Source organism: Adlercreutzia muris (assembly GCF_041223505.1).
In the GTDB taxonomy this organism is placed as follows: domain Bacteria; phylum Actinomycetota; class Coriobacteriia; order Coriobacteriales; family Eggerthellaceae; genus Adlercreutzia; species Adlercreutzia muris.
In genome coordinates, this window is the sequence record NZ_JBCLQK010000002.1 from 17,002 (window position 1) to 42,829 (window position 25,828).

Consider the following 25,828-nt stretch of genomic DNA (forward strand, 5'->3'; position numbering starts at 1 on the left):
CCGCAAACGCAATCTCCACGCCCACTGGTTGCGCTATACTGGTCGAACGCAAAACGCACGATTCGAGGAGCGCCCCTATGCTGGATGTCAAATACGTTCGCGACCATCTTGATGAAGTGGCCGAGGCCATGCGGAACCGCCATGCGTCGTTCGATCCGGAGCAGTTCGCTGCCCTCGATGTGCAGCGTCGCGAGGTCATCGCCGAGGAAGAGGCCCTCCAGGCCGAGCGCAACCGTATCTCCAAGCAGATCGGCGCGCTTATGGGCCAGGGCAAGAAGGACGAGGCCGAGGCCGCCAAGGAGCAGGTGCGCCAGATCAACGAGAAGCTGGAAGCGGCCAGCGCCGCCCGCACCGAGGCCGACGGCGCGCTGCAAACGCTGCTCATGAGCGTGCCGAATCTGTGCGACGCCTCTACCCCCATCGGCGAGGACGAGGACGACAACCCCGAGGTGCGCCGCTGGGGCACCCCGCGCGACTTCGCCGCCGAGGGCTTTGAGGCCCAGGCCCACTGGGATCTGGGGCCGGCCCTGAATATCATCGACTTTGAGCGCGGCGTGAAGCTGGCCGAGAGCCGCTTCTACGTGCTCGGCGGCGCCGGTGCCCGCCTGGAGCGCGCCCTCATCTCCTTCATGCTGGATCAGCACACCGCCCGCGGCTACAAGGAGTGGTGGGTGCCGGCCATGGCCAACGCCGCCACGCTTACGGGCACCGGCCAGCTGCCGAAGTTCGAGGAGGATCTGTTCCACACCACCGAGGGCCTCTACCTCATTCCCACGGCCGAGGTGCAGCTGACCAACCTGCACGCCGGCGAGGTGCTGGATGCCAGTCAGCTGCCGCTGCACTACTGCGCCTTCACCCCCTGCTTCCGCGAGGAGGCGGGTTCGGCCGGCCGCGATACTCGCGGCATCATCCGCGTGCACCAGTTCTCCAAGGTGGAGATGGTGAAGTTCGCCACCCCCGAGACCGGTTTCGCCGAGCTGGAGTCCATGGTGGAAGACGCCGAGAACATCCTGCAGAAGCTGGAGCTGCCCTATCGCGTCATCAGCCTGTGCACCGGCGACATCGGCTTCTCCTCCGCCAAGACCTACGACGTTGAGGTGTGGCTGCCCAGCTACAATGCCTACAAGGAGATCTCCTCGTGCAGCTGCTGCACCGACTTCCAGGCCCGCCGCGCCAACATCAAGTACCGCGATCCGGCTAACTTCAAGGGCACCCGCTTCGCCTATACCCTGAACGGATCGGGTCTGGCCGTGGGCCGCACCATGGCTGCGGTCATCGAGAACTACCAGAACCCCGACGGCACCATCACGGTGCCCGAGGTGCTTGTGCCCTACATGGGCGGCAAAACGGTGATTGGGCCGGAAGAGGTCTAAGGCCATCATGGGTGCACAATCGCGCGAGCCGGGGCCTCGCGAGTCCCGGTGCCGCGCCTCGGCGCAGCGTTTCGGCCGCGGAAGCGGGCCGTCGGCAGAGCGCCGCGCCGCGCGCTGCGGGACGGCCGCCTGGGATGATGAGCCGCCTTCGGCCGAGGAGCGCGTCGCGGCCCGCCTCGCCCAGCGCGCCGGTGCGGCCGGGGGTGAGGCGGGCCGTTCGGGTCGTGCCGGTCGCGACGGCCGCACGGATCGCGTGAGCCGTCCCGCCGTGCGCAAGCGCCGCTGGACGAAGGGGAAAGTGGCGGCCCTCGTGCTGTCGCTGCTCGCATTGTCCCTGGCGGCCGCCGTGGTGGTCGGCTTCTCGTGGCTGCGCTGGTTCTCCGCCGACGACGGCGCCGACATCCAGGGCACCTGGTATCTGGCCGGTACCTCCACCCCCATCACCATCACCGACGAGCGCATCCAGTTGACCGAGGACGTGGCCTACCACTACGCCCTGGATCCGGTTGCCAAGACCATCCAATTCACCTTCGGGAACCTCACGGGGGGCGGCTGCTACCGTTTCTCGCTGGATCGCGACGAGCTGGCCCTGGTGGACGGCTCCTTCTCGGCCACCGACACCCTGGGCCGCGATATCGGCTGGACTCTGGAGGCCCTCATCGAGAAGCTGCGGGACGGCGACCTGCCCCCGGCCGAGGAAGCGGGCCGCGGTCTCACTCTGCTCTCGCGCACTCCCACCGCCGGGGCCACGGCCAGCCCTCAGTCGGTACGCGACACCCCGGCGCCGGGGGAGGGCTCCCTTGGCAGCGCCGATGGCGCTGACGATGATTCGGAGACCGACGGCGGCGCCCAGACCATCGAGGACGAGCCCGTGGGCGACCTGTCGGGCAAGGTGCCCGCTGCCATCGACGAGCCCCGCGACAAGGCCGCCGATGACACAGGCGGCGCCGGGGCGTCTGGCAGCGCCGATGGCGCGGGTGGCACGACGGACGGCACCGGAGACGGCGCGAGCGCTCCGGATGGCGCTGGCACGGTGGGTGCGGGGGCTGACGACGACAGTGCCGGAACCTCGGCCGGCCGCGGGGCCTGATGGCGGCCCTCGTCCTCGAGCGAGCGGCTATGGAGCGCGACCGCATGGCCCTGCTCGTGCGCGTGGCCGGCGGCGCGAGGGCCCGGCTGTCCCCGGCGGCCGCGGCCCGGCTGCTGCGGGAGCGCCCCACTCTGGCAGCCCACGCCTGCCTCAACGAGGCCGGCGAGCCCTTCGGCGCCATCCTCGACCGTACCTCCCTTCCCCATATCCTGGAGCATCTCATCATCGATTTCCAAGCCGAGCTCGATGACCGTTCGGCGGCAACTTTTGTCGGTACGACGGAATGGCTGAACGAGCGCGAGGGTCTGGCCCGCGTTGAAGTAAACTTTACCGATGACCTCATCGCACTGGCGGCCTTGAAAGCCGCCTGCGCGCTTATGGAAGGGATGGTGGATTAGCCATGTCATCAGCTCACATCACCTTCGACACCACGGGCGACAAGATCGCCCATCGCGTGCGCATCATGCGACCCTCGGCGGTGCGCAACCTCTTCGCCGCCGCCACGCGCGACGACGTGATCTCGCTGTCGGGCGGCATGCCCGCCGTGTCGCTCCTGCCCGAAGAAGACGTGCGCCGCGCCGTGCTGGCCGCGGTGGAAAGTCCCCAGGCCCGGGCCGTGTCGCTGCAGTACGGCCCCACCGACGGCCTGGCCGGCCTGCGGGCCGTGCTCGCCGATATGATGCGCGATCTGGGCATTCGCGTGAAGGCTGACCAGATTCTCGTTACATCGGGGGCCCAGCAGGCCCTCACGCTCATCGCCGAGGCCTTCATCGATCCGGGCGACATCATCATCACCGAGGGCCCCACCTATCTGGGGGCGCTGCAGGCCTTCTCCGCCTTCGAGCCCGATATCCGCGCCATCCCCTTCGACGAGGACGGCATGCGCATGGATCTCTTGGAGGCCGAGCTCGAGCGCATCGGCAAGGGCAATCCGCGCCTGAAGTTCTGCTATACCATTCCGAACTTCCAGAACCCCGGTGGCGTGACCATGAACGCCGAGCGCCGGCGTCGTTTGTTGGAGCTGGCCGACGAGTACGGCTTCATGGTGGTGGAAGACGACCCCTACGGCCGCTTGCGCTACGACGGCGGCCATCAGGTGCCTTTGAAGGCCATGGACGATTCGGTCATCTACCTGGGCACTATCTCGAAGATGTTGGGGCCGGGCCTACGCACGGGCTGGATTGCGGCGCCGGAATCGGTGCTCGCCCGCGTCAACCTGGTGAAGCAGGGGGCCGATCTGTGCGGCAGCGCCTTCGACCAGCTCGTGGTGCAGCACTACTTCGCCGATATTCCCTGGCAGCGCACGCTGCAAAAGTTCATCGCCCTGTACAAGGAGCGGCGCGACACCATGCTGGCGGCCTTGGAAGAGTTCTTCCCGCCCGAGGCCACCTGGACCCATCCCGCCGGCGGCATGTTCCTCTGGATCACGCTGCCCGACTATATGGATACCGATTCGATGCTTGCCGAGGCGCTGGAGGCGGGCGTAACCTATGTGCCAGGGAACTCCTTCTTCCCCGATGGCGTGACCGGCAAGAACTCCATGCGCGTGAACTTCAGCTTCGAGACGCCGGAATCCATCACCGAGGCTATCCGCCGGCTGGCCGGGGTCATCGAGGAGCGCCTGGAACTGTACCGCGTGTTCATCAATGCCGGCGCGCTGCCGGGTTACGGAAAGGAGGCCGTCATGGCCGAGAACGAGCGCGAGAATTGGGACGAGGTCATCGTGGCGTCCGAGCAGAACGAGGAGGCCGTCATGCAGTCTCACGACGGCGATGCTGCCCAGATCGAGATTGCCGAGGACAAGGTGGCCGAGGCCGAAGAGGAGGCTCGATGAAAGTAGCAGTGCTCATGGGAGGCAAGTCCTTCGAGCGTGAGGTGTCGCTGGCATCGGGCAAGGTGGTCTGCGAGGCCCTGGAAGAGGCCGGTCACAAGGTGGTGCCGCTGGACACGAACGCCGACTTGGTGCCCACCCTGCGCAGCGAGCGCCCCGATGTGGTCTACAACGCCTTGCACGGCAAGCACGGTGAGGATGGTACCATCCAGAGCCTGATGGAATTCGTCGGCTTGCCCTTCGTGGGCTCGCCGGCCAGCGTGTGCCATTGCGCTTGGAACAAGGACGCGCTGCACTCCTCTCTGGAGAAGTACCGCGACATCACGGGCGAGGAGGGCATCGCAAGCTGGCCCCAGGGCGTGTACCTGTCCCGTGACGCCTTCAAGGACATGGGTGCTGCCACGGCTCTCGACCTGGTGGCCGACCGCGTGATCGGCGGCTACCCGGTGTGCGTGAAGCCGGCCCACGGCGGCAGTGCGCTCGGCGTACACAAGGTGGAGAGCCAAGACGAGCTCGGCGAGGCGGTGCTCGATGCACTCTCCTTCGACGAGGCTGTGAACATCGAGCAGTGGGTCGACGGCGTGGAACTGTCCGTAGCCATTCTCGGCACCGGCTGGGACGCCTATGCGCTCCCGCCGGTGGAGATTGTGGCTCGCGAAGGGGAGTTCTTCGACGCAGCGGCCCGCATGCGCAACGACGCCGTGGAGTTCTTCTGCCCTGTGCGCCCGGCGTCGCTCTCGCCCGATGAGGCGACCGCCCACGCCATCCGCGCCGAGATCGAACGGGCCGCGCTGGAAGTGTATCGCGCCTACGGCGCCCGCGATTTGGGCCGTGTGGACCTTGTGTGGGACGGCGGTGCCGCCCGCTGCTTCGAGCTGGACGTATCCCCGGGCATGACGCCACATTCCCTGTTCCCCATGGCCTGCTCGGCCGCCGGTCTCACCCTGCCCAAGGTGCTCGACACCCTGGTGGAAGAAGCCTACGCCCGCGGTGCCAAGTTCTAGGCCGCTGCACATTTTCCTCAGTGCGAAAATGTGCGTTATCGCGAGTTTTGCTTGTCCGAATGTGCGAAAATGCACGTTATCGCGAGTTTGAAGCGGCTATCGTTGGAGCAGGGCTCGCGATAACGTAATTTTTCGCACGGGGGCCATCTGAGCTTCCCCGATCCCGCCCCTTTTCCTCGGCCTGTGTCGCTCTTGCGCACAGGCTGAGGTTTTCTCTGAGAGTTTTCCTCATCGATGATGTTTGACGGCTTGTTTACCGTAAGGTGAGAAGCGGGCTTTCGCGGCCCCGTTTCGGGTGCGCTCACCCTATAATGAGCGGACTTGATAACCTGTCGATAAAGGAGGCAGTTATGGCCAACAAATTTGGAATGTTTCTGATCGGTGGCGTCGTCGGTGCCGTCGCAGCCCTGCTGGCCGCGCCGCGTCCCGGCGCTGAGACCCGCGCTATGGTGGCCGACAAGGCCAACGACATCTTGGGCGATGCCCAGCAGTGGGGCGGCCAGGCCGCCGCTGGAGCCCAGCACATCTACCAAGAGGCTGCCACCAAGGGAGCCGAAGTGGTGAACAGCGTGACCGCCCGCGGCCAGGAGATCGCCTCCGAGGCCGCCGCTCGCGGCGCCGATATGGCCGCGTCCATCCAAGAGGCTGCCAGCAACATTTCCCCCACCATCAACGAGAAGGGCGACGAGCTGCGCGAGAAGATCGAGGCAGCCCGCCAGCGCATTGCCGACCAGGTGGCCAAGAACGCCGGCGAGGACGCCGACGCGGTGGCCGATGCCGCCGAGGATGTGAAGGATGCTGCCGCTGACGGCGCCGAGGCTGTGAAGACCGCCGCCCACGAGGCCAAGGAAACCGTGAAGGAAGTTGTCGCGGACGATAAGAAGGACGCCGAGTAGACCATGGCCAAGCGTTACGGCACCACCGGAGAGATTGTCGGCAAGCGCGTGTTCCTCGATAGGAGCACGCCGAAGAGGCCCGAGGCGGTCAAAAGGCTGGGGAAGGTGCGCCACTGTGTGTTCCATCCCATCCAGCGCCGCTTCGTCGGCTTCATCGTGAAACGGCCCGATTTGTTGTGGATGTTCCACCGCAAGGATGTGTTCGTGGCCTACAACGGCTACGACGTGGTGGACGGCCGTATCCTCGTGCTGCAAGATGCCGGGGCCACCGATAAGGGCGCCTGCAAGGCTCTGGGCGTGGATTACGACGACTGCGTGCTGTGGGCGGGGCTGCCCGTCATCGGAGAGGACGGCACCGTCTACGGCACGGTGGGCGACGTGTCCTTCGATCCCAAGACTGGCGAGGTGCGCTTTCTGGCCGTGACCCAGGGGGCCACGGCCAACGCCCTGCTCGGCGTGAGGGAGATTCCCGGTTCTATGATCCGGGGTTTCCGCCGCGGCATCGGCACGGCGCTGTCCGTGAACGGCCAGGCCGACGCCGAGAACCCCGAGCTGGGGGCCATCCTCGTGAGTGACGAGGTGGCCGAGTTGGCAGTCGAGGGCGGCTTGGCCGCCAAGGCCGGCGAGGCCACGGCCGTGGTGGCCGATCGGGCCCGGGAGACGGTGGAGGCGGTAAAGCCGGCGGTGTCTACAGCCACGAAGGCCGCGGGCAAGGCCGTCAACGCCGGCGCCTTCGCCACAGGCCGCCAGATCAAGCGGGCCAGTGGCATGTTCTCCGCCTTCAAGGAGGAGTACGACAAGGCCCGCAAGGACGACGATGAGCGCGGGGGCGGACTTGCCCGGTAACATTGTCCCAGTATGGGGGGCGTGTTGGCGCGAAGGTCCGGCCGGGCTCGGGCTCTTCGCGGGCAGCCCTTACGATTTCGTCACTAAGCTATAGAGTTCTTTAAGATGCGCCCCGCCCCGCGGGGCGCTCCGTTACACTGGAGCCCATGAATACACACGATAACAAATCCCCCAAATCCGAGCGCCTCCAGAAGCTGGACGCCAAGGCCCACCAGGAGAAGTCCGTTGCCGGCCATGAGATGCCTGCGGCGAACATCTTCAAGTTCGCGGGCCTCATCGCGTTCTTCGTCATCATGATCGTGGTGTGCGCGGCTCTCTGGCCCATGATCCACGAGCTGTTCGAGCCCGGCGGGGTGGACCGCGTCACCTCCGACATTCGCAACGCCGGCCCCTGGGGCTTCCTCATTCTGCTGGCTATCCAGTTCCTCCAGATCGTGGTGGCCTTCATTCCCGGCGAAGTGGTGCAGGTGGCCGCCGGCATGATCTACGGCCCCTGGGTGGGCGCGCTCATCATCTGGCTCGGCTGTATCATCTCCAGCTCGTTCATCTTTGTGCTTGTGCACAAGCTGGGCGCCCCCTTCGTGCAGGCCATGGTGCCCGAGAAGTACATGGGCAAGTTCCGCGAATGGGAAACCTCCGAGAAGTTCAACGTCATCGTGTTCATCCTGTTCCTCATCCCGGGGCTGCCGAAGGACGTGTTCACCTACATCACGCCGCTGACGCACATGTCCATGCGCAACTTCGTGCTCATCTCGAACTTTGCCCGCATCCCCGGTATCGTGCTGTCCACCTATGCAGCGTCCGGGCTCGTGTCGGGCAACATCGCGGAGTCCGTCGTCATCTTTGCGGCGACGGCGATCATCGCCATTGTGGCGCTGGTGGTGTACAGCCGCATGACGAAGAAGGCCGCCGACCCGAAGGAGTAGGGTCCCCGATACCGCGCCGGCCCTTCGCCACTTTCTTTGTGAAAGAATGCGCGGTCAGGCTTACTTTTCTGTACAATAGTCGCCGTTATTGATACGAATTCCAAGGAGGATCCCCATGCCGAAGATCACCCGTGATCAGGTGCGCGTTCCCGCCGACGTCATGCCCGAGGCTCGCGATGAGTACATCTCCAACTACATGAAGGCCACGCGCGAGACCGGCCGTCTCATGCTGTTCGCCTGCGATCAGAAGATCGAGCACCTGAACAAGGACTTCTACGGCGAGGGCATCGACATCGCCGACCTGGATCCGGAGCACCTGTTCAAGATCGGCTCCGAGGGCGTCTGCGGCGTGCTCGCCGGCCAGCGCGGCCTTGTGGCCCAGTACGCGGCCGACTACCCGGAGATCAACTACCTCGTGAAGATGAACTCCAAGACCAACCTCGTGGGCACCAAGCAGGAGGATCCCTACTCCCCGCAGCTGTACGATCTGGACGCCGTGCTGGCCATGAAGGAGGCGGGCGTGAACGTGGTGGGCCTCGGCTACACCATCTACCTCGGCAGCGAGTACGAAGCCACCATGATGGCCGAGGCCGGCGAGCTCATCGCCCAGGCCCATGCCAACGGCCTCATCGTGGTGCTGTGGATCTACCCCCGCGGCAAGGCTGTCACCGCCGAGAAGGATCCGGACCTCATCGCCGGTGCCGCCGGCGTGGCCCTGTGCCTCGGCGCCGACTTCGTGAAGGTGAACCCGCCGAAGCCCGAGGACGGCACCCCGGCCGCTGAGGCCCTGAAGATCGCCTCCACCGCCGCTGGCCGTTGCGGCCTGGTGTGCGCGGGCGGTTCCACGGTGGATGCCGACACCTTCCTCACCCAGCTCTACGATCAGATTCACGTGGGCGGGGCCGTGGGCAACGCCACGGGCCGCAACATCCATCAGCGCTCCCTGGACGAGGCCGTGCGCCTGACCAAGGCCATCTCTGCCATCACCCTGGCCGACTGGGCGGTGGCCGACGCCCTGGCCGTGTTCAACGGTGAGCGCGACTTCACCCTGGCCGACATCTAGGCCGCTGGCATAGTGCTTGCAGGAAAGGCTTCCGAAAGGGAGCCTTTCTTTATGGGATAGAGAAGGGGAGCAGTGGCAATGAGCGCGCTTGATGGATTGGCGATGCGGGTTACGCGGCCGTACCGCGAGGAGGATGTGGCCGCCATGATGGAGATTTGGAACGCCGTGGTGGAGGCCGGTCGCGCCTTTCCGCAGACCGATCCGCTGACGGCGGAGGAGGCGAGCGCGTTCTTCGCCGAGCAGTCTCATACGGCGGTGGCCACGGTGGCTGGACGCGTGGCGGGGCTGTATATCTTGCATCCCAACAATGTGGGTCGCTGCGGACACGTGGCCAACGCGAGCTATGCGGTGTCGTCGGAGGTGCGCGGCCACGGGGTCGGGCGTCTTCTGGTGGAGGACTCGCTGCGTCAGGCGGCGCGTCTCGGCTTTCGCGGTCTGCAGTTCAACGCCGTGGTGGCCAGCAACGAGCGCGCCATCGCCCTCTACGAAGATCTGGGCTTCCAGCGCATCGGGCGTATTCCCGGCGGTTTTCGCAACAAGGATGGCGTCTACGAGGATATCTTCATCTACTACCACGAGACTGCTTGAGCGCTCCGCCGGGCCGCCGCCCTTGCCTGCGACGAAAAACGGCTCCCGCGGGGGAGCCGTTTGAGGTTCGCGGCGCTCGGGGCGTTTCGGTAGGGAGCCGCGTACTGCGAATGGCGGCCCCTTTCCCGCTGTGGGTGTCAATTTCCGGTGGATCATTGGCGTGCGGCGTTGTGGGCCTGCAGGGTCGCGGCGATCCGCTGGCGTGGAGTCGCTAAGCTGCGAAGCCAATCGGGCTTGCGAATGAGGGCGCTCGCGAGTTTGCGGGTGAGCCGCCGTATGAGGAGTATCGGTGCGGTCGGCTGAGGTTCTCCCAGCGTGATTTTCGGCGCTGCGGCTCGGATTTTGTTTCCGAAGAGACCGGTTTTGTGCAGTAAACTCCGCGAAGTAGACGTAAGGTCTCCGGGAAGGGGCGGCTGGCTTGGTTGAGATGCGGCTTATGCAGCGTTTTCCCTGGTGCTATATGGCCGCAAAGCCGTTCGAGCTGGAATGTGTGTCGGGGAGCATCTATCTCGCGGAGTTTGCTGCGCAAATCTACCCGTTTCGGAAACACGAACTGATCCTGCGAGGGAATCGGGCACACCTCGATCGGAGCACTGAGCCTTAATCGTTATCCTTCTTGTGCCGGCTGCGGCATAGGAAGCGTAAGCGCCATTCCAAGGCAATTCCAAAAGCAAGCAATTCCCTCATGAATGGTCGTTCAGTTAATTTCGCGGCATGGCCTGCCGAGCGTCGAATCGGCACAGTATCCTGCACCAATGAACATATATCCGAGTCATACCTCCGCCCTTCTCCTGTGGCGCACTTGGTCGGTGGCACATTCGATTCCGTTGAGTGAGTTTCACCTGTCCGGTAAGCGCCGAGGCGTCGACCTGCCCGCATCAATGCTCTCCGGCTCTACGGCGGTGAAGACGTGCGCGTCGACGCACGAAGATATAGTGCATGTTCTCGGGAAACTTCCCCCGGAGTCGCGCGCGTTGCTCGCGGGATGCGAGCCGGTCACACCTGGGGGTCTTCCCCTTGAGGTGCTCGTGGGCAAGAAACCCGGTGTGCGATCGGCGGCCTCGGTGTGCCGGCGCCAGTGCGGCCGCAGTATGCCGCGCAATGCGTTTCTCGAGGTCGCGCCTGGAGTGTGGGCCTCGTCGCCCGAGTTGGTTTTCGCGCAGATGGCGTCGCGGCTCACCTATGGAGAGCTGCTCGCGCTCGGCTATGAGCTTTGCGGCAGCTACCCGATTGTGGGAAGCGGAGGCGACATGGTGCGACGCCCCCTAACGACTCCGGAGCGACTGCTGGCGTTTCTCGAGCAGCTTACCGATGTTCGCGCTATCAAGTTGGCGCGCTCGGCGGCGAAGCAGGTGCGTCGTAAATCGGCGTCCGTTATGGAGACCGAGCTGGCCATCATTGCGCTCACTCCGAGGCGCCGAGGAGGGCTGGGGCTTCCCGATGCCCGCCTGAACGAACCCCGCGCACTGGGCGATCGGGGGCGTCGTATTGCGCGACAGAAGTATGTTGTCGGGGATCTGTGCTGGTGGGAATGCGGCATTGTGGTTGAGTACGATGGTCGCGACGCCCACAGCGGCAGTCTCGCCCAGGCGCGCGATTCGCGGCGAAGAGACGCGTTGCTTGCCGAGGGCGTCGATGTGGTCACCGTGACGTCGGCGCAGTTCTCGAATGTGTATGAGTTCGCGAGCTTGATGGGCAAGGTGTCCGAGAAGACGGGGAAGCGCTTTCGGGGGTGGCTTCCCGGGCAGATTGAGAAGCACACGGATTTGCGCTGGCAGGTGGGGAAGTTCCATCGCGAGCAGCTCTGAGCCGAGGCGCGCAATGCCCCCCTGCCTGTCGACCAGTCGCCACAGGCCGTTCTGCTTTGGCGCGGAAGGTGACGGGAGGGGGCAGGCTCGTGCTCCGGGAGAAGATGCCCTTTGCCTTCCTGGGTTTTGTTTCCGAAAGGGCCGATTCTGTGCAGCAAACTCCGCGAGATAGATGCGCTTCCCGCAGAGACGATCGTACACCGCCCTTTCGTGCTTTCTCCACCTGGAAAAACGCGGGCAACACCCGCATCTCGATCACTTCCTGGCAAGGACAGGTGAGCTCGATGTCTATCTCGCGGAGTTTGCTGCGCAGAATTGCGAAATAGGGAAACAAGGGAATGAAGCCGATGGTTGAGGCGCGGAGGCGACGGCCGTGGCCTGCAACGAAAAACGGCTCCGTCGGCCAGCTCGCTCCCAACGAAAAACGGCTCCCCGAAGGGAGCCGTTTGAGGTTCGTGGTGCCCGGGGCGGGATTTGAACCCGCACACCTTTCGGCAACGGTTTTTGAGACCGTCGTGTCTGCCGTTCCACCACCCGGGCCTAGGCGCATCTACGCAGTATAGCGGAAACGCGGTGCGCCGTCGAGAAGAAACCGTCGAAGGCCCGCACGCTGACGTCACGCGGGGTGGTTCGCTATGCGAGCCCCAGCCACAGCATGATCTTCGGCACGTAGCCCATGATGAAGATGATGATAATGAGCGTCGGCAGGCCGAAGGCAAGCCAGCCGCGGGCCCAGCGGGGGAATTTCACGCCCGTGCCCGTGTCGGCCTCGGCCAGGAAGTTCTTCCAGCCCCAGCCCTTGCGGGACACGCAGAACACCACGTACAGGAGGCTGCCCAAAGGCAGCAGGTTGTTCGACACGATGAAGTCCTCGATGGACTGGATGTCGCCGATGCCCGGCACGGTGACGCCGGCCAGCACGTTGAAGCCCAGCGCGCAGGGCAGGCTGAGCACGGTGACGAGGATGGCCGTGCGCTTGATGGCGTCGCGGCGGGAGAGATCCCATTTCTCCATGGTGAAGGTGATGAGGTTCTCGAACACGGCGATGATGGTGGACAAGGCCGCGAAGCTCATGAACACGAAGAACAGGGTGCCCCACAGCTGGCCCAAGGGCATCTGGTTGAACACGTTGGGCAGGGTGACGAACACGAGCGAGGGGCCCTGGTCGGGGGCCACGGCGAAGGCGAAGCAGGCAGGGAAGATGATGAGGCCGGCGAGAATGGCCACGAGCGTGTCCAGGCCGCAGATACGCAGGGCCTCGCCGGTGAGCGAGTTCTGCTTGCCGATGCGGCTGCCGAAGACCTCCATGGCCGAGATGCCGAGCGACAGCGTGAAGAACGCCTGGCCCATGGCGGCGTACACGGCCTCGCCGAAGCCGCCGATGCCGCCGGCGAACATGCGCCCGAAGTCGGGGACGAGGTAGAAGGCCAGACCCTCGGCGGCGCCGGGCAGGGTGACCGAGCGGACGACCAGCAGGCCCATGACGCCGAGCAGGCAGATCATCATGATCTTGGTGATGCGCTCCACGCCCTTCTGCAGGCCGAAGCTGCATACGAAAAAGCCGATGACGATGACGGCGAGCATCCAGCCCACCATCTCGGAGGGGTTCGCCAGCATGGTGCCGAACACGCCGCCGACGCCTTCGGGATCCAGCCCGTTGAAGGTGCCCGTGGCCATCTTGGCGGTGTAGGCGAGCATCCAGCCGCACACGGTGGTGTAGAACATCATGAGCAGCATGCAGCCGATATACCCCCACCAGCTGAACCAGTGCCAACGGCGGGAGGGCTGCAGCACGTCGAAGGCCAGGGCCGCCGAGCGCTGGGAGGCGCGGCCCACGGCGAACTCCATCACCATGACCGGCAGACCCAAAATGACGAGGAAGATCAGGTACAGCAAAATGAACGCCGCGCCGCCGTACTCGCCGGCGATATAGGGGAAGCGCCACACGTTGCCGAGGCCAATGGCGCAGCCAGCTGAGATGAGGATGAAGCCGAGGCGGCTGGCGAAGTGCTCGCGGGGCGCGGCCGCGCTGCCGATACCGGCGGGGATGTCGGCGCCGGCGGGGTTGCTGTCGGCGGCCGGAACGGCGGCGTCGCGGGCCGGCGCGGGGATAGAGGCGGGATCGGTGGACACGGGAACCTCCTGGGTTGGGCGCGCGGGCGCCCCTCGGCACGGCGAGTGACCGGGGCACAACGGCCGCTGCGGGAATGGCAGGGCCGATGGCGGCTCGCGGTCATGGCGGCGGTGCACTCGCCGCGCCGGGAGATGCCCGCATTTGAACGAAATTGCGGTGCCATTGTAGCCGAAGGTGAGAGGTGCGGTCATGGTAAGGCTGCGAAGTGCAGGCAACGGCTTTGTGTCTGGCGGGGTCGGCGCAGTGCACCTTTCGGCGGAGTGGGGCATAATAGACCCATGAGCGATATACTCACATATCTGGAAACGCAGCTGGCCACCTTCGACGAGGAGCCCTTCAACGCCGTGGACTCGGCGCTGCTCGCCCAGTTCTGTATGGCCCGGGGCGAGGGCATCATGCCGCGCATGGCTTTAGGGGAAGGCGCCGGGGAAGAGGGGAGCGCCGAGAGGACGGCCCGCTGGCGCGCCCCCTTCGCGGCGCTGCGTCGCCGCCTGCGCGAGCGGCGCGAGAGCGGTCGCGACGAGAGGGCGGGGAAGGCGGCCGCGGCGGGGAAGGCGGCTGCGGTCGGGGCCGCCTCGACCACGTCCGATGGCGCCGATCGGGCCGAAGAGGCCCAGGGTGCGACGGCGCCCACGGCTCCCGTTCGCTTCGCCGACCTGCTGCGGGCCGAGCTGTTCCCCACGATGTTCTCGGGTATGCATGCGACCTCAATGACCCAGCAGCTGTTCCGGATGGCCGCGAGCCCGCGCTTTCGCGAGCTGCTCATCTACGATCACGAGGCCGCTTTCGACGAGGCGCTCGATATGCAGTTCGCCGCCACGACCTTCGTGTGCCCGGGGCGGTTCGCCTATGTGGGGTACCGCGGCACCGACACGACGCTTACCGGGTGGCGCGAGGATTTCAACATGGCCTACATGGTGCCGGTGCCGGCCCAGGATTTGGCCGTGCGCTATCTGGAGGCCGTGGCCGCCGACCGCCGACTGCCCGGACGGCTCATCGTGGGCGGCCATTCCAAGGGCGGCAACTTGGCCGAGTACGCGGCGCTGAAGGCATCGCCGGCGGTGCAGGAGCGCATTGTCCACCTGTACAACCACGATGGCCCGGGCTTCATGCCCGGCACCTTCACGGCGGTCGACTATGAGCCGTTGGTGGGTCGCATGACCAAGCAGGTGCCGGGAGATTCCATGGTGGGCATTCTCATGGAGTCGCTGATGCCCACGGAAGTGGTGCAGGCCACGGGGCGCGGCTTCGAGCAGCACACGGTGTACCGCTGGGTGGTGGCCGATGCAGAGGCCGAGCCTGGGCCGCGGGAGGACGCCGCCCATGTCGCCAAGCCCGGCGGGGCGCCTGCGATCTTCGCTACGTTGGGCGCGCTGCCCGATCGCACGGAGCGCCGGGCCGAGGCGCTGGCCACATGGCTCGCCTCCATGGACGGGGAAGATCGCGAGCGCATGGTGGAGGCCCTGTTCAGCGCTTTGAAAGCCGCAGGCATCACCGATGCCGCCCAGCTGTTCGCCGGCGGACGGGAGTGGGCCATTCTGCGGGACGGCGTCATGCGGGCCCCCATGGCCGACCGCACCACCATGCTCAACGCCCTGCGCGGCCTCACCCGCGCCTTCAGCGACGTCACCGCCGCCCGCAACAGCGCCCGAAGATCTGGAAAGAAGTAGCACGGCCCCGAGGCCGACCTGCAGGCCGACCTACGGGACCGACCTGCAGGGGCGATTAGCGGGAGTGGTTTGCGGGCCGATTAGCGGGGGCGATCCGTAGGGGCGGCCTTCAGGCCGCTCGCTCAGCTGGCGCCATCCCGCACGTCCGACCAGCTCCCGAGCGGGCTCAAGCCTGTCCCTGCGACGGTGCGGCGCGGTTGCGTTGGCTGCCGCCCGATGCCCACCGCTCGCAACGATGCGGTCGCTCAAATCCAGTGGACGCGGGTTTCGTCGTAGCGGCTGGGGCCCTTGGGCTCGGGGCGGTGTGCGGGATGGCCCACGGCCACCAGCGCGAAGGGCTCCACGCCCCGGGGGCTGCCGAGGGCCACGGCCACGGCGGCCATGCGATGGGGGTCGGGGGCCACGCCGAGCCAGACGGCACCCAGGCCAATGTTGGCCGCTTCCAGCAGGATGTTCTCCACGGCGGCGCTCATATCGAGGGGGGCGCAGGGGACGAAGCGCAACCCGTCGGTGCGTGTGCAGGCGGCGATGACGCAGGGAGCGAGTTTCGCGGGCGCGGCATAGGGGCTCGTGGCGGCCAGGGCCATGCGCGTGGTCTCGTCGCGGGCGATGTAAAACTCCCAGGGTTGCTGGTTGCCCGCCGAGGGGGCGGCCATAGCGGCGCGCATGAGTCGCTCGATATCGTCGATGGCCACGGGTTCGTCGGTGAACTGTCGCACGCTGCTCCGCTTGAAGATGGCGTTCATGAGACTGCCTCGATCCTACTTGCTGTCGAAGGGATGATTCCGCGGCGAAAAGGCACACGGAGCCGTCGGGAAAACGCGCCCGAGGGGCACGAGAGTCGCATCGGATTCCCACTCTAGCGGCCAGGGGGCACAGAAGGCGGCGAAGGCTCTCCCCATTACTGACCTGCGAACTCCCCGCTACGGAACCGACAAGAAAAGGGCGACCCGAAGGTCGCCCGAAAAGGGGTGGATGTTGCAGGGGCGGCATTGGAGTCGCGGCATTGGAGTCGCATCTCGGCCCGTTGAGCGCCGACCGGTTTGCCGGTGGTGCCTCGATGAGGTCGCATCGCTTTGCCGCCTTCCCCGGTTTCCCGAACTTCCCGGGGCGTGACCGCGCCAGCCTCGACGGCCCTTACAGATCGCGCTGGTAGAGGTCGTCGTAGGTCTCGCGGCGGGTGACCACGCGCGACACCCCGTCGCGCACGAACACCACGGCGGGGCGCGGCTGGCCGTTGTAGTTGCTGGCCATGGTCATGTTGTAGGCGCCGGTGCCGAAGACGCACACGATGTCGCCCACATCGGCCTTCTGCAGCGGCATGTCCACCACCACGGCATCGCCGCTCTCGCAGTGCTTGCCGCACAGCGTGACGATCTCGGTGCGCGGCTGGGATGCCTTGTTGGCGATGGTGGGCTCGTAGTCGGCGTGGTAGAGCGCCGTGCGGATGTTGTCGGACATGCCGCCGTCGATGGCCACGTACTTGCGGATGCCTGGCAGCGTCTTCAGGATGCCCACGGTGTACAGGGTCACGCCGGCATTGGCCACCAGGCTGCGGCCCGGTTCCACCAGAAGGCGCGGCAGCGTCAGGCCGTGGCGCTCGCACAGGTCGCGCACGGCGGTGCAGGTGACCTCGGCGAAGTCGTCGATGGAGGAGGGGGCGTCGTCGGCCAGGTAGGCGATGCCCAGACCGCCGCCCAAGTCCAGCTCCTCGATCTCGTAGCCGTAGCGCTCGCGGATGCGCGCCATGAACTCCACCATGACCGCTGCCGCCTCGCGGAAGGAGTGCAGGGCGAAGATCTGCGAGCCGATGTGGCAGTGCAGGCCCGCCAGGCGCACGTTTTCCGCGGTCAGCACGTCGGCGACGCAGGTGAAGGCGAAGTCCTCGCGCATGGTGAAGCCGAACTTGGAGTCCTCGCAGCCGGTGCGGATGTACTCGTGGGTGTCGGCCTCCACGCCCGGGGTGATGCGCATGTAGATGTCCTGCACCACGCCGAGGCGGCCGGCGATCTCGTTCACGCGGGCCAGCTCGATGCGGCTGTCCACCACGATGCGGCCCACGCCCGCTGCAATGGCCTCTTCCAGCTCGCGCGGCGTCTTGTTGTTCCCGTGCACGAACACGCGCTCCATGGGAAAGCCCACGGTCTGAGCGCAGGCCAGCTCTCCGCCGCCGGACACATCCAGGCACAGCCCCTCGGCCTGGGCGATGCGCACCACTTCCTTGTTGAGGAAGGCCTTCGAGGCGTAAATGACGTCGGAGTTCTCGTAACGGCTGCGGAAGGCCTCGCGGTAGGCCTCCATGCGGTGGCGCAGGTCGGCCTCATCGAACACATAGAGCGCCGTGCCCTCTTCGCGGGCCAGCTGAACCATGTCGACCCCGCCGATGAATAGGTGGTCGTCACGCACCTCGGCGGTCTCGGGCAGCACGGCGCCCAGTTCCATGGTGGTGCGCAGGTCGGGCTTCTTGGTAAGGTCGGAGGCAGGCAGGGCCATTTCCGCTTCCTTTCTTCTCGGTGTCTCGTTTAGGCGGTCGGGCACGGCCGCGGGGTATGGGTCGCGCGGGGTTCTGGTCGCGGGCTCGCGGATCGCGCGGGGCTGTACGGGCATGAGCGTGCGCCCATGGTAGCAAGGCTTTATTTCCAACGCGAAACACCGCAGGGTATCCGTATAATATTTCGGAACGAATGGTATAGGGAAAGGACCCATCATGGCAAAGACCGAACCTTCTGTTGATCAGTGGCTGCGCGAGGCCAAGGCCGATCCGACAGCGGCCCAGTGCGGCATGTTCCTCACCCATAACGGCGTGGTGCGCATCACGCCGAAGGCCCAGGTGCGCGAGGGTGTGGAAGGCCTTGGCGAGGTGGTGGCCGTGGAATTTTCCTACGACGCCGAGGGGCTCGCGGCGGCCGAGGCCGAGGCGCTCACCTGGCCCGGCGTGTACTACGTGCGCACGTGGCTGAACGAGGGCCGCTGCGAGGTGGGCGACTCGCTCATGTACGTGCTCATCGGAGCCGACATTCGCCCGAACTGCATCGACGCCCTGCAGAAGCTCGTCGGCCACATCAAGAACAACCTCGTCGTGGAGAAGGAAATCTTCGCGTAGAGATATTCGTCGGACGGCCGAGCGGACGGGACTGCTCACGGGCCGGCGGAGCGTGAGGGGAGGAGCTGCTCGCCGGTCGGCCGCTTCGGCGTCCTGACACTGTGCTCTCCTCATCAGGCTGTGTTTGATTGGCTTCTGCGTGCTCTTGTCGCTCCCTCTTGCTGCTCTCTTGTTTCTCTATTCTGCAATTCTGTGCAGTAAACTCCGCGAGATAGATACCTCCGTCGCAAGAGCTAGTGCAATGGAGCCCTCCGCGTTTTTTCACCTGGGAAAATAGCCTCGACAAATCAGTTTCGGCTCGCGTGTGGCGAAGTCAGCTGCGTGCGGCATCTATCTCGCGGAGTTTACTGCACAGAATCAATCTCTTCAGAAACATGCGTCGGCTTTTACTTCCTTCAGCACCGGCGGCTAGGCAGACGAGCTGCGGCCCCTCGCTGGCGCACGCGATTCCGCTCGCCTCGGCGCCACTGTCGGTGGGCGTCGCCGTGGAGGCGGGCCCCCTCTGGCGCAGGTGGCCCCTCGCTGGTGCACGCGGCCTCTCGAAGGCGCATGCAGCCCCTCGCTGGCGCACGCGATTCTGCTTGCCTTTTCGAGCGAGCTGTCTGCTGCCGCACCCGAACTGCATCGACGTTCTGTGGAAGAGGGGCGCGACAGGGCATTGTCTGGCACTGGGAAGGCCTCGGGCAGTCGCGAATTGCGGCCCTCTCCCCTGAGCCACGGCCCTCTCCCCTGAGCCGTCGCGGCTTTTGCGCCGTGCGCCCTTATAATCGTCCGATCAGAGAGAACCTTCGCGCTCGGGAGAGGACGCAATATGGCAGTGAAGATCGGCTTAGTGGGCACCGGCACCGTGGGTGGCGGCTGCATCGATATCATCTTGAAGCACGGCGACGCCTTCCGCCGCCACTTCGGCATCGACCTGGAGCTGGCCCGCGTGTGCTCGCTCTCATCGGAAGAGGCCGAGGCCCACGGCGTGGGGCACCTGTTCACCGACAACTTCAACAACATCATCAACGACCCCGAGATCGACATCGTGGTGGAGCTCATCGGCGGCACCACCATCGCGCGCACCGTGGTGCTGAATGCCCTGGCGGCGGGGAAGAACGTGGTCACGGCCAATAAGGCGCTCATGGCCACCCACGGCAAGGAGGTCATGGACGCCGCGGCAGCCGTGGGCAAGGAGCTGGCCTTCGAGGCGTCGGTGGGCGGCGGCATTCCCATCATCGATCCGCTGAAGCACTCGCTCATCGCCAACGAGATCACTTCGGTCATGGGCATCGTGAACGGCACCACCAACTACATGCTCACCCGTATGGCCGACAATGGTCTGTCCTACGAGGATGCGCTGGCCGAGGCTCAGCAGAAGGGCTTCGCCGAGGCCGACCCCACGGCAGACGTGGGCGGGTTCGATGCGGCCGCCAAGATCGCCATTCTGGCTTCCATCGCTTTCAACTCGCGCGTGACCTTGGACGACGTGTTCACCGACGGCATCACCAACATCACGCCCGTGGACATCGAGGCGGCCCGCGACATGGGCTACGTCATCAAACTTTTGGCCATCGCCCATCGCCGCGAGGGCGGCGTGGACGTGCGCGTGCACCCCACCATGATTCCCGAGAGCCATCAGCTGGCCACGGTGAACGGCGTGTTCAACGCCATCTACGTGGTGGGCGACTTCGTGGGCGAGACCATGTTCTTCGGCGAAGGGGCCGGTGCCGGTGCGGCCGCCAGTGCCGTCATGGGCGATGTGCTGGAAGTGGCGCGTCACATTCAGCAGGGCGTGGCTCCCATCGTGGGCTGTACCTGCACCGATGAGCTGCCCATCCTGCCCATGGACGAGCTGGTCATGCGCTACTACCTGCGCTTCTCGGTGACCGACCGTCCCGGCGTCCTGGAGACCATGGCCGGCGTGTTCGCGCGCCACAACATCTCGGTGAAGTCCATCGTGCAGCGCGGCCGCTCGGGTGCCGAGCGGGTGGACCAGGTGGTGGTCACCCATCGCTGCAGCGAGCGCGACATCCGCGAGGCTTTGGAAGAGGCCCTCTCCCTGGACAACGTGGTGCTTGACACTCCCTCGGTCATCCGCGTGGAAGAGTAACTTGTTCCGTGCGCCCTGACGGGGCGCACGGGCCGCCCGACGTTGCGAGGCTCTGGCCCGTTTCATCTTCACCTTAGTTTTTGGGCGCGGCATTGACCGAAGCCAGCTTGGCCCAAGGGCGGGCGAATCTGAAACGTGCCAGAGTCTCTCGCTGACTTTGCCAGGAATGTGAGGTTGCAGAAAATGAGTGGTATCGGTGTTATCTTCGATTGCGATGGGACGCTCGTGGATTCCATGGGCGCGTGGCACGAGGTGGATCGCACCCTGGCGGCTGAGGCGGGTATCGCGCTGACGAAGGCGGATACCGACGCCATCACCACCATGTCGCTTGACGAGGCGAGTACCTACCTGCACGAGCAATGCGGCCTGGGCACCAGCGCATCGGCGGTGAAGGAGATGATCTTCGAGCGCATGAGCGCCTTCTACGCCCATGAAGTGGAGGCACGGCCCGGGGTGCTCGCCTTCGTGCAGGGGCTGCATGCCCGCGGTGTGCCCATGGCCGTGGCCTCCTCCACGCCGCCCGACATGCTGGCCATCTGCGTTGAGCGCTGCGGGTTCGCCCCTTATATGAAGGCGGTCGTGTCGGTGGACGACCTGCGCACCAGCAAGCGCGAGCCGGCCGTTTACGACCACGCGCGCAGCTTCCTCGGCACCGACCGCGCTCACACCTGGGGTTTCGAGGATGCCGCCTATGCCCTGGACACCCTGAGGGCGGCGGGCTTTCGCGCCGGCGCCATCTACGACAACGATATCTCCGGGACTCGCGCCGACTTGCTCGCCCGCGCCGATTTCCTTATCGCCACCTGGGAAGACCTCACCGCCGACGAGTTCCTCGCGAAGGCGGGGGCCTAAGCCCCTTCTTGAAAGCTATTCCTCATTCGGTATAGTTGGCAGAGCGGCACGGGGAAAGCGAGGCGCGTATGCTGACGACGAAATCACCTTATGGCGAATTTCGACCGGCGTACCCACAACTTCGGCTTCATTCGCAATGCCGAGGTCCTCGATGGCTACCGCGTCGCGCCCCTGTTCGATCACGGTTGCGGATTCTACAGTCGGGCCACTACCGCCGAGCTGGAGGCGCATCCCTATGGCTGGGAGAGCAATCCGTTCCGCGAGTACCCGTCCCAGCAGCTGGCGCCGGTGGAAGATCTCGGCTGGTATGATCCGTCGGCGCTTGGCGGCTTTGCCGGCGACATCGCCGCCGTGCTGGGGGAGAATCCCGAGATAGATGAGTGCTGTATCGCTGTGGTGCAGAAGCAAACGGCAAGGCAGATCGCCATGGTGAACACGCTGGCTGCCGAGCGCGGCCTCGTTGTGCCGGGGGTGGTAGGACTTCCATTGCCCGGGCCTTGGCACAAAGCGACATTTTTGTAAGGGACGCGCAACGGGGCGGTAAGATGGGGCTGCCATAGTGGTCTCATCGAAATTATTCCGCATGAAGGCGGGGCATAGAAAGAGATCGCCCCAGCCGTACGGAAGCGGGGAGCCGAAAGAGGTTGTCCCGTCTGCCCGGAAAGGAGATCCGCCATGATTACCATTGTTGCCGGAGCCGCCCTATTCGCCTTCGCCACCGCTGCCCTCGCCGGTTGCATTGGAGCCGCGGCTCTGTAAGTCCGCACGGCATCGAAATAAGATGCCCGAGGCGATCGCGCCGCCCGACCCCATCCTGAAGAGCGCGGCGTTTCTTGGAACGTACGCGATGTTCGACACGGGAATGCTTCCCGACAATGCCGCCCAGGCTGCTTTGTACCCCCTGGAAGGGAGAAGAGGCGCCTGCGGCGCTCAGCGGCGGCTACAACCAGATGATGTTGGGGGAGAGGCGCGTCGTCAGCTGCGCATTCCGCATCTTCCGCAGCAGCTTCTCGGGGGCGGACGGCATCGACAGCGCGGATCTTTCGAGCATGGAAATCTCCTACGTCGACTACCATCCCCGCCGCATCGTCGCCCTGAAACTTGCTAACGCGCACGATGCGGCTCGGGCGGGCGTGCACAACGCCTGCCTCGACGGGATTCGCTCGGGCGCGTTGGCCTCCTAGTCGTGGCGCTTTCGTGGAATGGGCGCGGGGGATGCAACAAAAGGGGCGCCCCGGGCGTCTTAGAAGTAGAGAGGGGCCGCGCCTGCGGTGGCAGGGGCGGCCCGTGAGGGGTTCGCTGCGCCCCGTATGCCGCAGCCTGCGTGAGGAGATGCCCATGAACAAGCTGAGTGACATTTTCGCCGTGATGGGCCTGGCCACCGTGTTCGTGGCCATCGCCATGATGATCGCCTGCTGGGGGTAGAGGGCGCGTCCTGCGAGAGGATGAGGTGGTATAATGGGGGCATTGTTCGGGATAACGGAAGGCTGATTCTCGTGGTGATGGGTTACGGTTACTTGGAGACGGCTCTGGGGAAACTGAGGGTGCGCTGTGCTTTCTGAGTGGTGGGGCAAGGTGCGCCGGCGCGAGGGACAGCTGACGATTCCCACGCGGTTCGGCGAGGCTACGGTGTACACGATGCCCGACGAGGACGGATCGCTCGTGCGCATGCTGAACGTGGGCGGCGTGCTGCAATCGGCTACCTACACCGACGAGCGCTGGGCCGTGTGCCCCTTCGCCTACCTGCGGGCCTTCGACCATCTCTTCGAGGCTGCGGACCTGTCGGTGCCCCGCCCGCTGGTGGTAGGCCGTGTGCTCATGATCGGCGGTGCCGGGTTCGCGTACCCGAAGTCGCTGCTGGTGAACCATCCGGGCGTGAGGCTGGATGTGGTGGAGATTGACCCCGCCATGGTGGCGCTAGCCCGTGAGCATTTCTGCCTGGATCGGCTGGAGGCGTTGTTGGCGGTGGAGGGTCGGGCCGACGACCTGCGCATTTTCGTGGAAGACGGCGCGGCCTTCCTGCGGGGCGAAGGTGGCGCGGCCGAGGGTCGGTCGGGCACGCCTAGCGCTGGTGGGGTCGCGAGCCGGCCGGATGCGCTTGGCACCGCCGGGGCTGGGAGCCGGTCGGACGTGTGCGATGCTGCCGAGACTGCCCCGGCAGCCGGGCCCTACGACGTCATCATCAACGACGCCTTCGTAGGGCGCGAGCCAGTGGCCTTCTTCGCCAGCGACGAGGGCATTGCCGCTGCCAAGGCGCGGCTGACCCCCGGCGGACTGCTGATGGCCAACTGTGTGGCAGAATTTACTGGCAACGCTATGTACCAGCTGTTCTCCCAGGTGGAGCGCTTACGCGAGCACTTTGCCAACGTGTACGTCATCGATGCCGCTGACGAGCAGTTCGGAGGCGCTGACAACTACCTCGTCATCGCCACCGACGGCACTTACCCCTTCACCAACGTCATTCCCTACGGAGATTAGCAGGCCGTCAGCTGGGGGAGTGGGCCGCGAACCCGGTGTCGGGTGGAGTTGAGTGCCAGGTGCCGCCCGGGGCCATGCGGCGACGGGCCTACTCCTGGGCTTGGCGTCGCAGGTGATCGGCAAGGTGCGGTACAGCCATGGAGACGCGCCCCCGGCCGGCAAAGTGCCGCCGTCCCACGGTCTGCCTTTCCTTTCTTTCCTACTTTTCCCTTTTTTCCTATTTGCTCAAGACGGGGCGACATTTCGGCCGCGTGACGGGTGCGTGCCAGGTTGGCAGATGTTGGGTGTGGCGGTCATCAATGGAGGGTCGGCCTTTCTATACTGGCATCGTGAATCAGTGTCAGCAGGGAAGGGGGAAGCCGTGAGTCCGTCGAAACCCGAGAGCGGCGAGCATCCCGAGCACGAGGAGCGCCTTGCCAAGACCATCCGCGCCGCCGAGGCGAAGGTGGCCGAAGGGCTGGAAAAGGCCGTGGCGTTCGAGCGGGCCGATATGGCCGAGACCGAGCACGAGTGGAGCGAGCAGCTGCACAACGACGGCGCCGAGCTGCGGGCCGACGTAGTCCGCGACAAGGAGAGGGTGCGCGAGGCACTTGACGATGTGCAGCACCCCGAGCGCATAGCTGAGGCCGCCGGGGAAAAGCTTGCGCAGGTGGCCGAGGACGTGCGCGGCGTGGCGCGGGCCGTGGGGCACCCCAGCGTGATCGTCGCCGAGGCCGAGCACGCTGCGGCCGCCAAGAAGGCCGCCTTCGACCGCACCACGGCCACCATTGCCGCCGAGTTCACCAGCCCCGCCGACGCCCGCAAGCTGCCCCGGGTGCTGAAGGTCTTCGGTGCGCTGCTGGCTTTGGTGTCGCTGGCGACGTTGCCGGGCATCGGCACGGCCATCTATCGCTCGGTGACGAGCGTGGAGGCCCACGGCCTGGGTACCGAGGGCGTCTCCACGGTCGTGGTGAACTTCCTGCACCTGGGCGTGCTCTCGATTTTGGCGCTGACGGCGGTCATCTTCGGCTACCGTCTCTTCCGCAACCAGCGGCGCTGGGCCGCCATCATTTCCTACGGGCTGTACGTGCTGCTGATCGCTGGGGTGCTGTGCTCCATCATGCTGCAGGGCATCACGCCGGATCTGGTGTTCTATCTGGTGGCCTTCGTGGTGACCATCGGGCTGCAAAGCTATCTGGACCCCTCGCTTCTGGAGGAGCGTCGGCGCCACCGCAAGGCCCGCGAGGCCGAGGAGCACGCCGAGGGTGAGGCCGGCACCCTGGGCCGCGATCTCACGGGCAAGGGTTACATCACGCTGAACTTCTTCAACCTGTTCTGGATCTTCGTGGTGGCCAGCGTGCTGGGGCTTATCATGGAAGAGGTGGTGCACTTCCTGTTCGTGGTGCCGGGCCAGTGGCAGGATCGCGCGGGGCTTCTGTTCGGGCCGTTCTCGCCCATCTACGGGTGCGGTGCGGTGCTCATGACCGTGTTCCTCAATCGCTTCCACAAGAGCAACTGGCTCGTCATCTTTGTGGTGGCCGCGGTCATCGGCGGCGGCTTCGAAGCGCTGACCAGCCTGTTCATGCAGTACGCCTATGGCGCGGTGGCCTGGGACTACTCCAACATGCCCGGGTCGCTGTTCGGCGGTCGCACCTGCCTGCCGTTCATGGCCTGCTGGGGGCTGCTCGGCGTGGTGTGGATCAAGCTGCTCTTGCCCTTCATGCTGCGGCTCGTGAACTTCATTCCCTGGAACTGGCGCTACGGGCTGACCGTGGTGGCCGCCGTGTTCATGCTGGCCGATGCCGTGATGACCCTGCAGGCCCTGGACTGCTGGTACGAGCGCCTTTCCGGCGACAAAGTGGACACGCCCATCCAGCAGTTCTACGACCAGCACTTCGATGATACCGTCATGGCCGACCGCTTCCAGTCCATGACCATCCATCCCGCCGACGCCGTGCGCGGGAAATAGGGCGCTAATTCGCCTTCACAGAGGGAAAGAATGTCTTGCTGACCTGCGGCGGTCGCGTTCCTCGGTTTTTCCGATGGCATTGACTGGGTAGTTCCTATAACGGGCACGGGCGTGTTGCCCCTA

23 protein-coding genes and 1 tRNA gene are annotated in these 25,828 nt (G+C 65.5%); 20 read left to right on the forward strand and 4 right to left on the reverse strand.

Annotated elements, in window-relative coordinates; translation table 11 throughout:
• Positions 1-77: 77 nt before the first annotated feature.
• The 11 genes from serS (at position 78) to AAK988_RS02105 (ending at position 11,425) form a co-directional block, all read left to right on the forward strand.
• The gene (gene serS / locus AAK988_RS02055; RefSeq protein WP_135970003.1) at positions 78-1,373 is read left to right on the forward strand and encodes a serine--tRNA ligase; all 1,296 of its coding nucleotides are present in this window, start codon (positions 78-80) and stop codon (positions 1,371-1,373) included.
• 7 nt (positions 1,374-1,380) lie between these two features.
• Positions 1,381-2,463, forward strand: a complete 1,083-nt coding sequence (locus AAK988_RS02060) for a hypothetical protein (protein ID WP_369872672.1) — start codon at positions 1,381-1,383, stop codon at positions 2,461-2,463.
• Positions 2,463-2,861 (forward strand): cyanophycin synthetase family protein, encoded by a 399-nt coding sequence (locus AAK988_RS02065; RefSeq protein WP_369872673.1) that lies wholly within the window; start codon positions 2,463-2,465, stop codon positions 2,859-2,861. Before AAK988_RS02060 ends, AAK988_RS02065 begins: the two co-directional genes overlap by 1 nt.
• Positions 2,862-2,863: 2 nt before the next feature.
• On the forward strand, positions 2,864-4,297 hold the full coding sequence (locus AAK988_RS02070) for an aminotransferase-like domain-containing protein (protein ID WP_289636529.1): 1,434 nt from the start codon (positions 2,864-2,866) through the stop codon (positions 4,295-4,297).
• Positions 4,294-5,298, forward strand: a complete 1,005-nt coding sequence (locus AAK988_RS02075; protein WP_160325382.1) for a D-alanine--D-alanine ligase family protein — start codon at positions 4,294-4,296, stop codon at positions 5,296-5,298. The genes AAK988_RS02070 and AAK988_RS02075 overlap by 4 nt, the downstream gene beginning before the upstream one ends.
• Positions 5,299-5,648: 350 nt before the next feature.
• Positions 5,649-6,194 carry a YtxH domain-containing protein gene (locus AAK988_RS02080; RefSeq protein WP_201757838.1) on the forward strand — a complete coding sequence of 182 codons (546 nt, stop codon included), beginning with the start codon at positions 5,649-5,651 and terminating at the stop codon, positions 6,192-6,194.
• 3 nt (positions 6,195-6,197) lie between these two features.
• The gene (locus tag AAK988_RS02085) at positions 6,198-7,040 is read left to right on the forward strand and encodes a PRC-barrel domain-containing protein (RefSeq protein ID WP_369880322.1); all 843 of its coding nucleotides are present in this window, start codon (positions 6,198-6,200) and stop codon (positions 7,038-7,040) included.
• A 146-nt stretch (positions 7,041-7,186) separates the two neighbouring features.
• The gene (locus tag AAK988_RS02090; protein WP_242370183.1) at positions 7,187-7,966 is read left to right on the forward strand and encodes a TVP38/TMEM64 family protein; all 780 of its coding nucleotides are present in this window, start codon (positions 7,187-7,189) and stop codon (positions 7,964-7,966) included.
• A 115-nt stretch (positions 7,967-8,081) separates the two neighbouring features.
• Positions 8,082-9,029, forward strand: a complete 948-nt coding sequence (locus AAK988_RS02095) for a beta/alpha barrel domain-containing protein (RefSeq protein WP_369880323.1) — start codon at positions 8,082-8,084, stop codon at positions 9,027-9,029.
• A gap of 78 nt (positions 9,030-9,107) precedes the next feature.
• A complete protein-coding gene (locus AAK988_RS02100; protein ID WP_289636218.1) occupies positions 9,108-9,617 on the forward strand; it encodes a GNAT family N-acetyltransferase in 510 nt (169 codons plus the stop codon).
• A 1,028-nt stretch (positions 9,618-10,645) separates the two neighbouring features.
• Positions 10,646-11,425 (forward strand): putative endonuclease domain-containing protein, encoded by a 780-nt coding sequence (locus tag AAK988_RS02105; RefSeq protein ID WP_369872679.1) that lies wholly within the window; start codon positions 10,646-10,648, stop codon positions 11,423-11,425.
• 456 nt (positions 11,426-11,881) lie between these two features.
• Here the strand turns inward: AAK988_RS02105 and AAK988_RS02110 are convergent.
• Together AAK988_RS02110 and AAK988_RS02115 are read right to left on the reverse strand one after the other, a co-directional pair.
• Positions 11,882-11,965 (reverse strand) — tRNA-Leu (locus tag AAK988_RS02110).
• Between the two features lie 93 nt (positions 11,966-12,058).
• The gene (locus AAK988_RS02115; RefSeq protein ID WP_369872891.1) at positions 12,059-13,462 is read right to left on the reverse strand and encodes a sodium-dependent transporter; all 1,404 of its coding nucleotides are present in this window, start codon (positions 13,460-13,462) and stop codon (positions 12,059-12,061) included.
• Between the two features lie 375 nt (positions 13,463-13,837).
• Between AAK988_RS02115 and AAK988_RS02120 the strand changes: the two genes are divergently transcribed.
• Entirely contained in the window at positions 13,838-15,229 is a 1,392-nt protein-coding gene (locus tag AAK988_RS02120; protein WP_369872680.1) for an Mbeg1-like protein, read from the forward strand.
• 245 nt (positions 15,230-15,474) lie between these two features.
• On the opposite strand, the gene AAK988_RS02125 is transcribed toward AAK988_RS02120, so the two are convergent.
• Together AAK988_RS02125 and lysA are read right to left on the reverse strand one after the other, a co-directional pair.
• Complete coding sequence (locus AAK988_RS02125; RefSeq protein WP_160324916.1) at positions 15,475-15,975, reverse strand: nitroreductase family protein; 501 nt, start codon at positions 15,973-15,975, stop codon at positions 15,475-15,477.
• Positions 15,976-16,366: 391 nt separating this feature from the next.
• Positions 16,367-17,722: a diaminopimelate decarboxylase gene (gene lysA / locus AAK988_RS02130; RefSeq protein ID WP_369872681.1), complete on the reverse strand. Its 1,356-nt coding sequence runs from the start codon at positions 17,720-17,722 to the stop codon at positions 16,367-16,369.
• A 214-nt stretch (positions 17,723-17,936) separates the two neighbouring features.
• Here lysA and AAK988_RS02135 point away from each other — a divergent pair, with 214 nt between their 5' ends.
• From AAK988_RS02135 to AAK988_RS02170, 8 genes are all read left to right on the forward strand, one after another.
• The gene (locus AAK988_RS02135; RefSeq protein WP_135970017.1) at positions 17,937-18,332 is read left to right on the forward strand and encodes a molybdenum cofactor biosynthesis protein MoaE; all 396 of its coding nucleotides are present in this window, start codon (positions 17,937-17,939) and stop codon (positions 18,330-18,332) included.
• Between the two features lie 811 nt (positions 18,333-19,143).
• On the forward strand, positions 19,144-20,427 hold the full coding sequence (locus AAK988_RS02140; RefSeq protein WP_369872682.1) for a homoserine dehydrogenase: 1,284 nt from the start codon (positions 19,144-19,146) through the stop codon (positions 20,425-20,427).
• 183 nt (positions 20,428-20,610) lie between these two features.
• Positions 20,611-21,279 carry an HAD family hydrolase gene (locus tag AAK988_RS02145; RefSeq protein WP_369872684.1) on the forward strand — a complete coding sequence of 223 codons (669 nt, stop codon included), beginning with the start codon at positions 20,611-20,613 and terminating at the stop codon, positions 21,277-21,279.
• Between the two features lie 90 nt (positions 21,280-21,369).
• Positions 21,370-21,801: a hypothetical protein gene (locus tag AAK988_RS02150; RefSeq protein WP_369872686.1), complete on the forward strand. Its 432-nt coding sequence runs from the start codon at positions 21,370-21,372 to the stop codon at positions 21,799-21,801.
• A gap of 311 nt (positions 21,802-22,112) precedes the next feature.
• A complete protein-coding gene (locus AAK988_RS02155; protein ID WP_369872688.1) occupies positions 22,113-22,463 on the forward strand; it encodes a hypothetical protein in 351 nt (116 codons plus the stop codon).
• Positions 22,464-22,566: 103 nt separating this feature from the next.
• Positions 22,567-22,704 (forward strand): hypothetical protein, encoded by a 138-nt coding sequence (locus AAK988_RS02160; protein ID WP_369872689.1) that lies wholly within the window; start codon positions 22,567-22,569, stop codon positions 22,702-22,704.
• A gap of 126 nt (positions 22,705-22,830) precedes the next feature.
• Positions 22,831-23,757, forward strand: coding sequence for a spermidine synthase (locus AAK988_RS02165; RefSeq protein WP_369880324.1), 927 nt, complete (start codon positions 22,831-22,833; stop codon positions 23,755-23,757).
• 361 nt (positions 23,758-24,118) lie between these two features.
• Complete coding sequence (locus tag AAK988_RS02170) at positions 24,119-25,705, forward strand: putative ABC transporter permease (RefSeq protein ID WP_369880325.1); 1,587 nt, start codon at positions 24,119-24,121, stop codon at positions 25,703-25,705.
• The last annotated feature ends 123 nt before the right edge of the window (positions 25,706-25,828 follow it).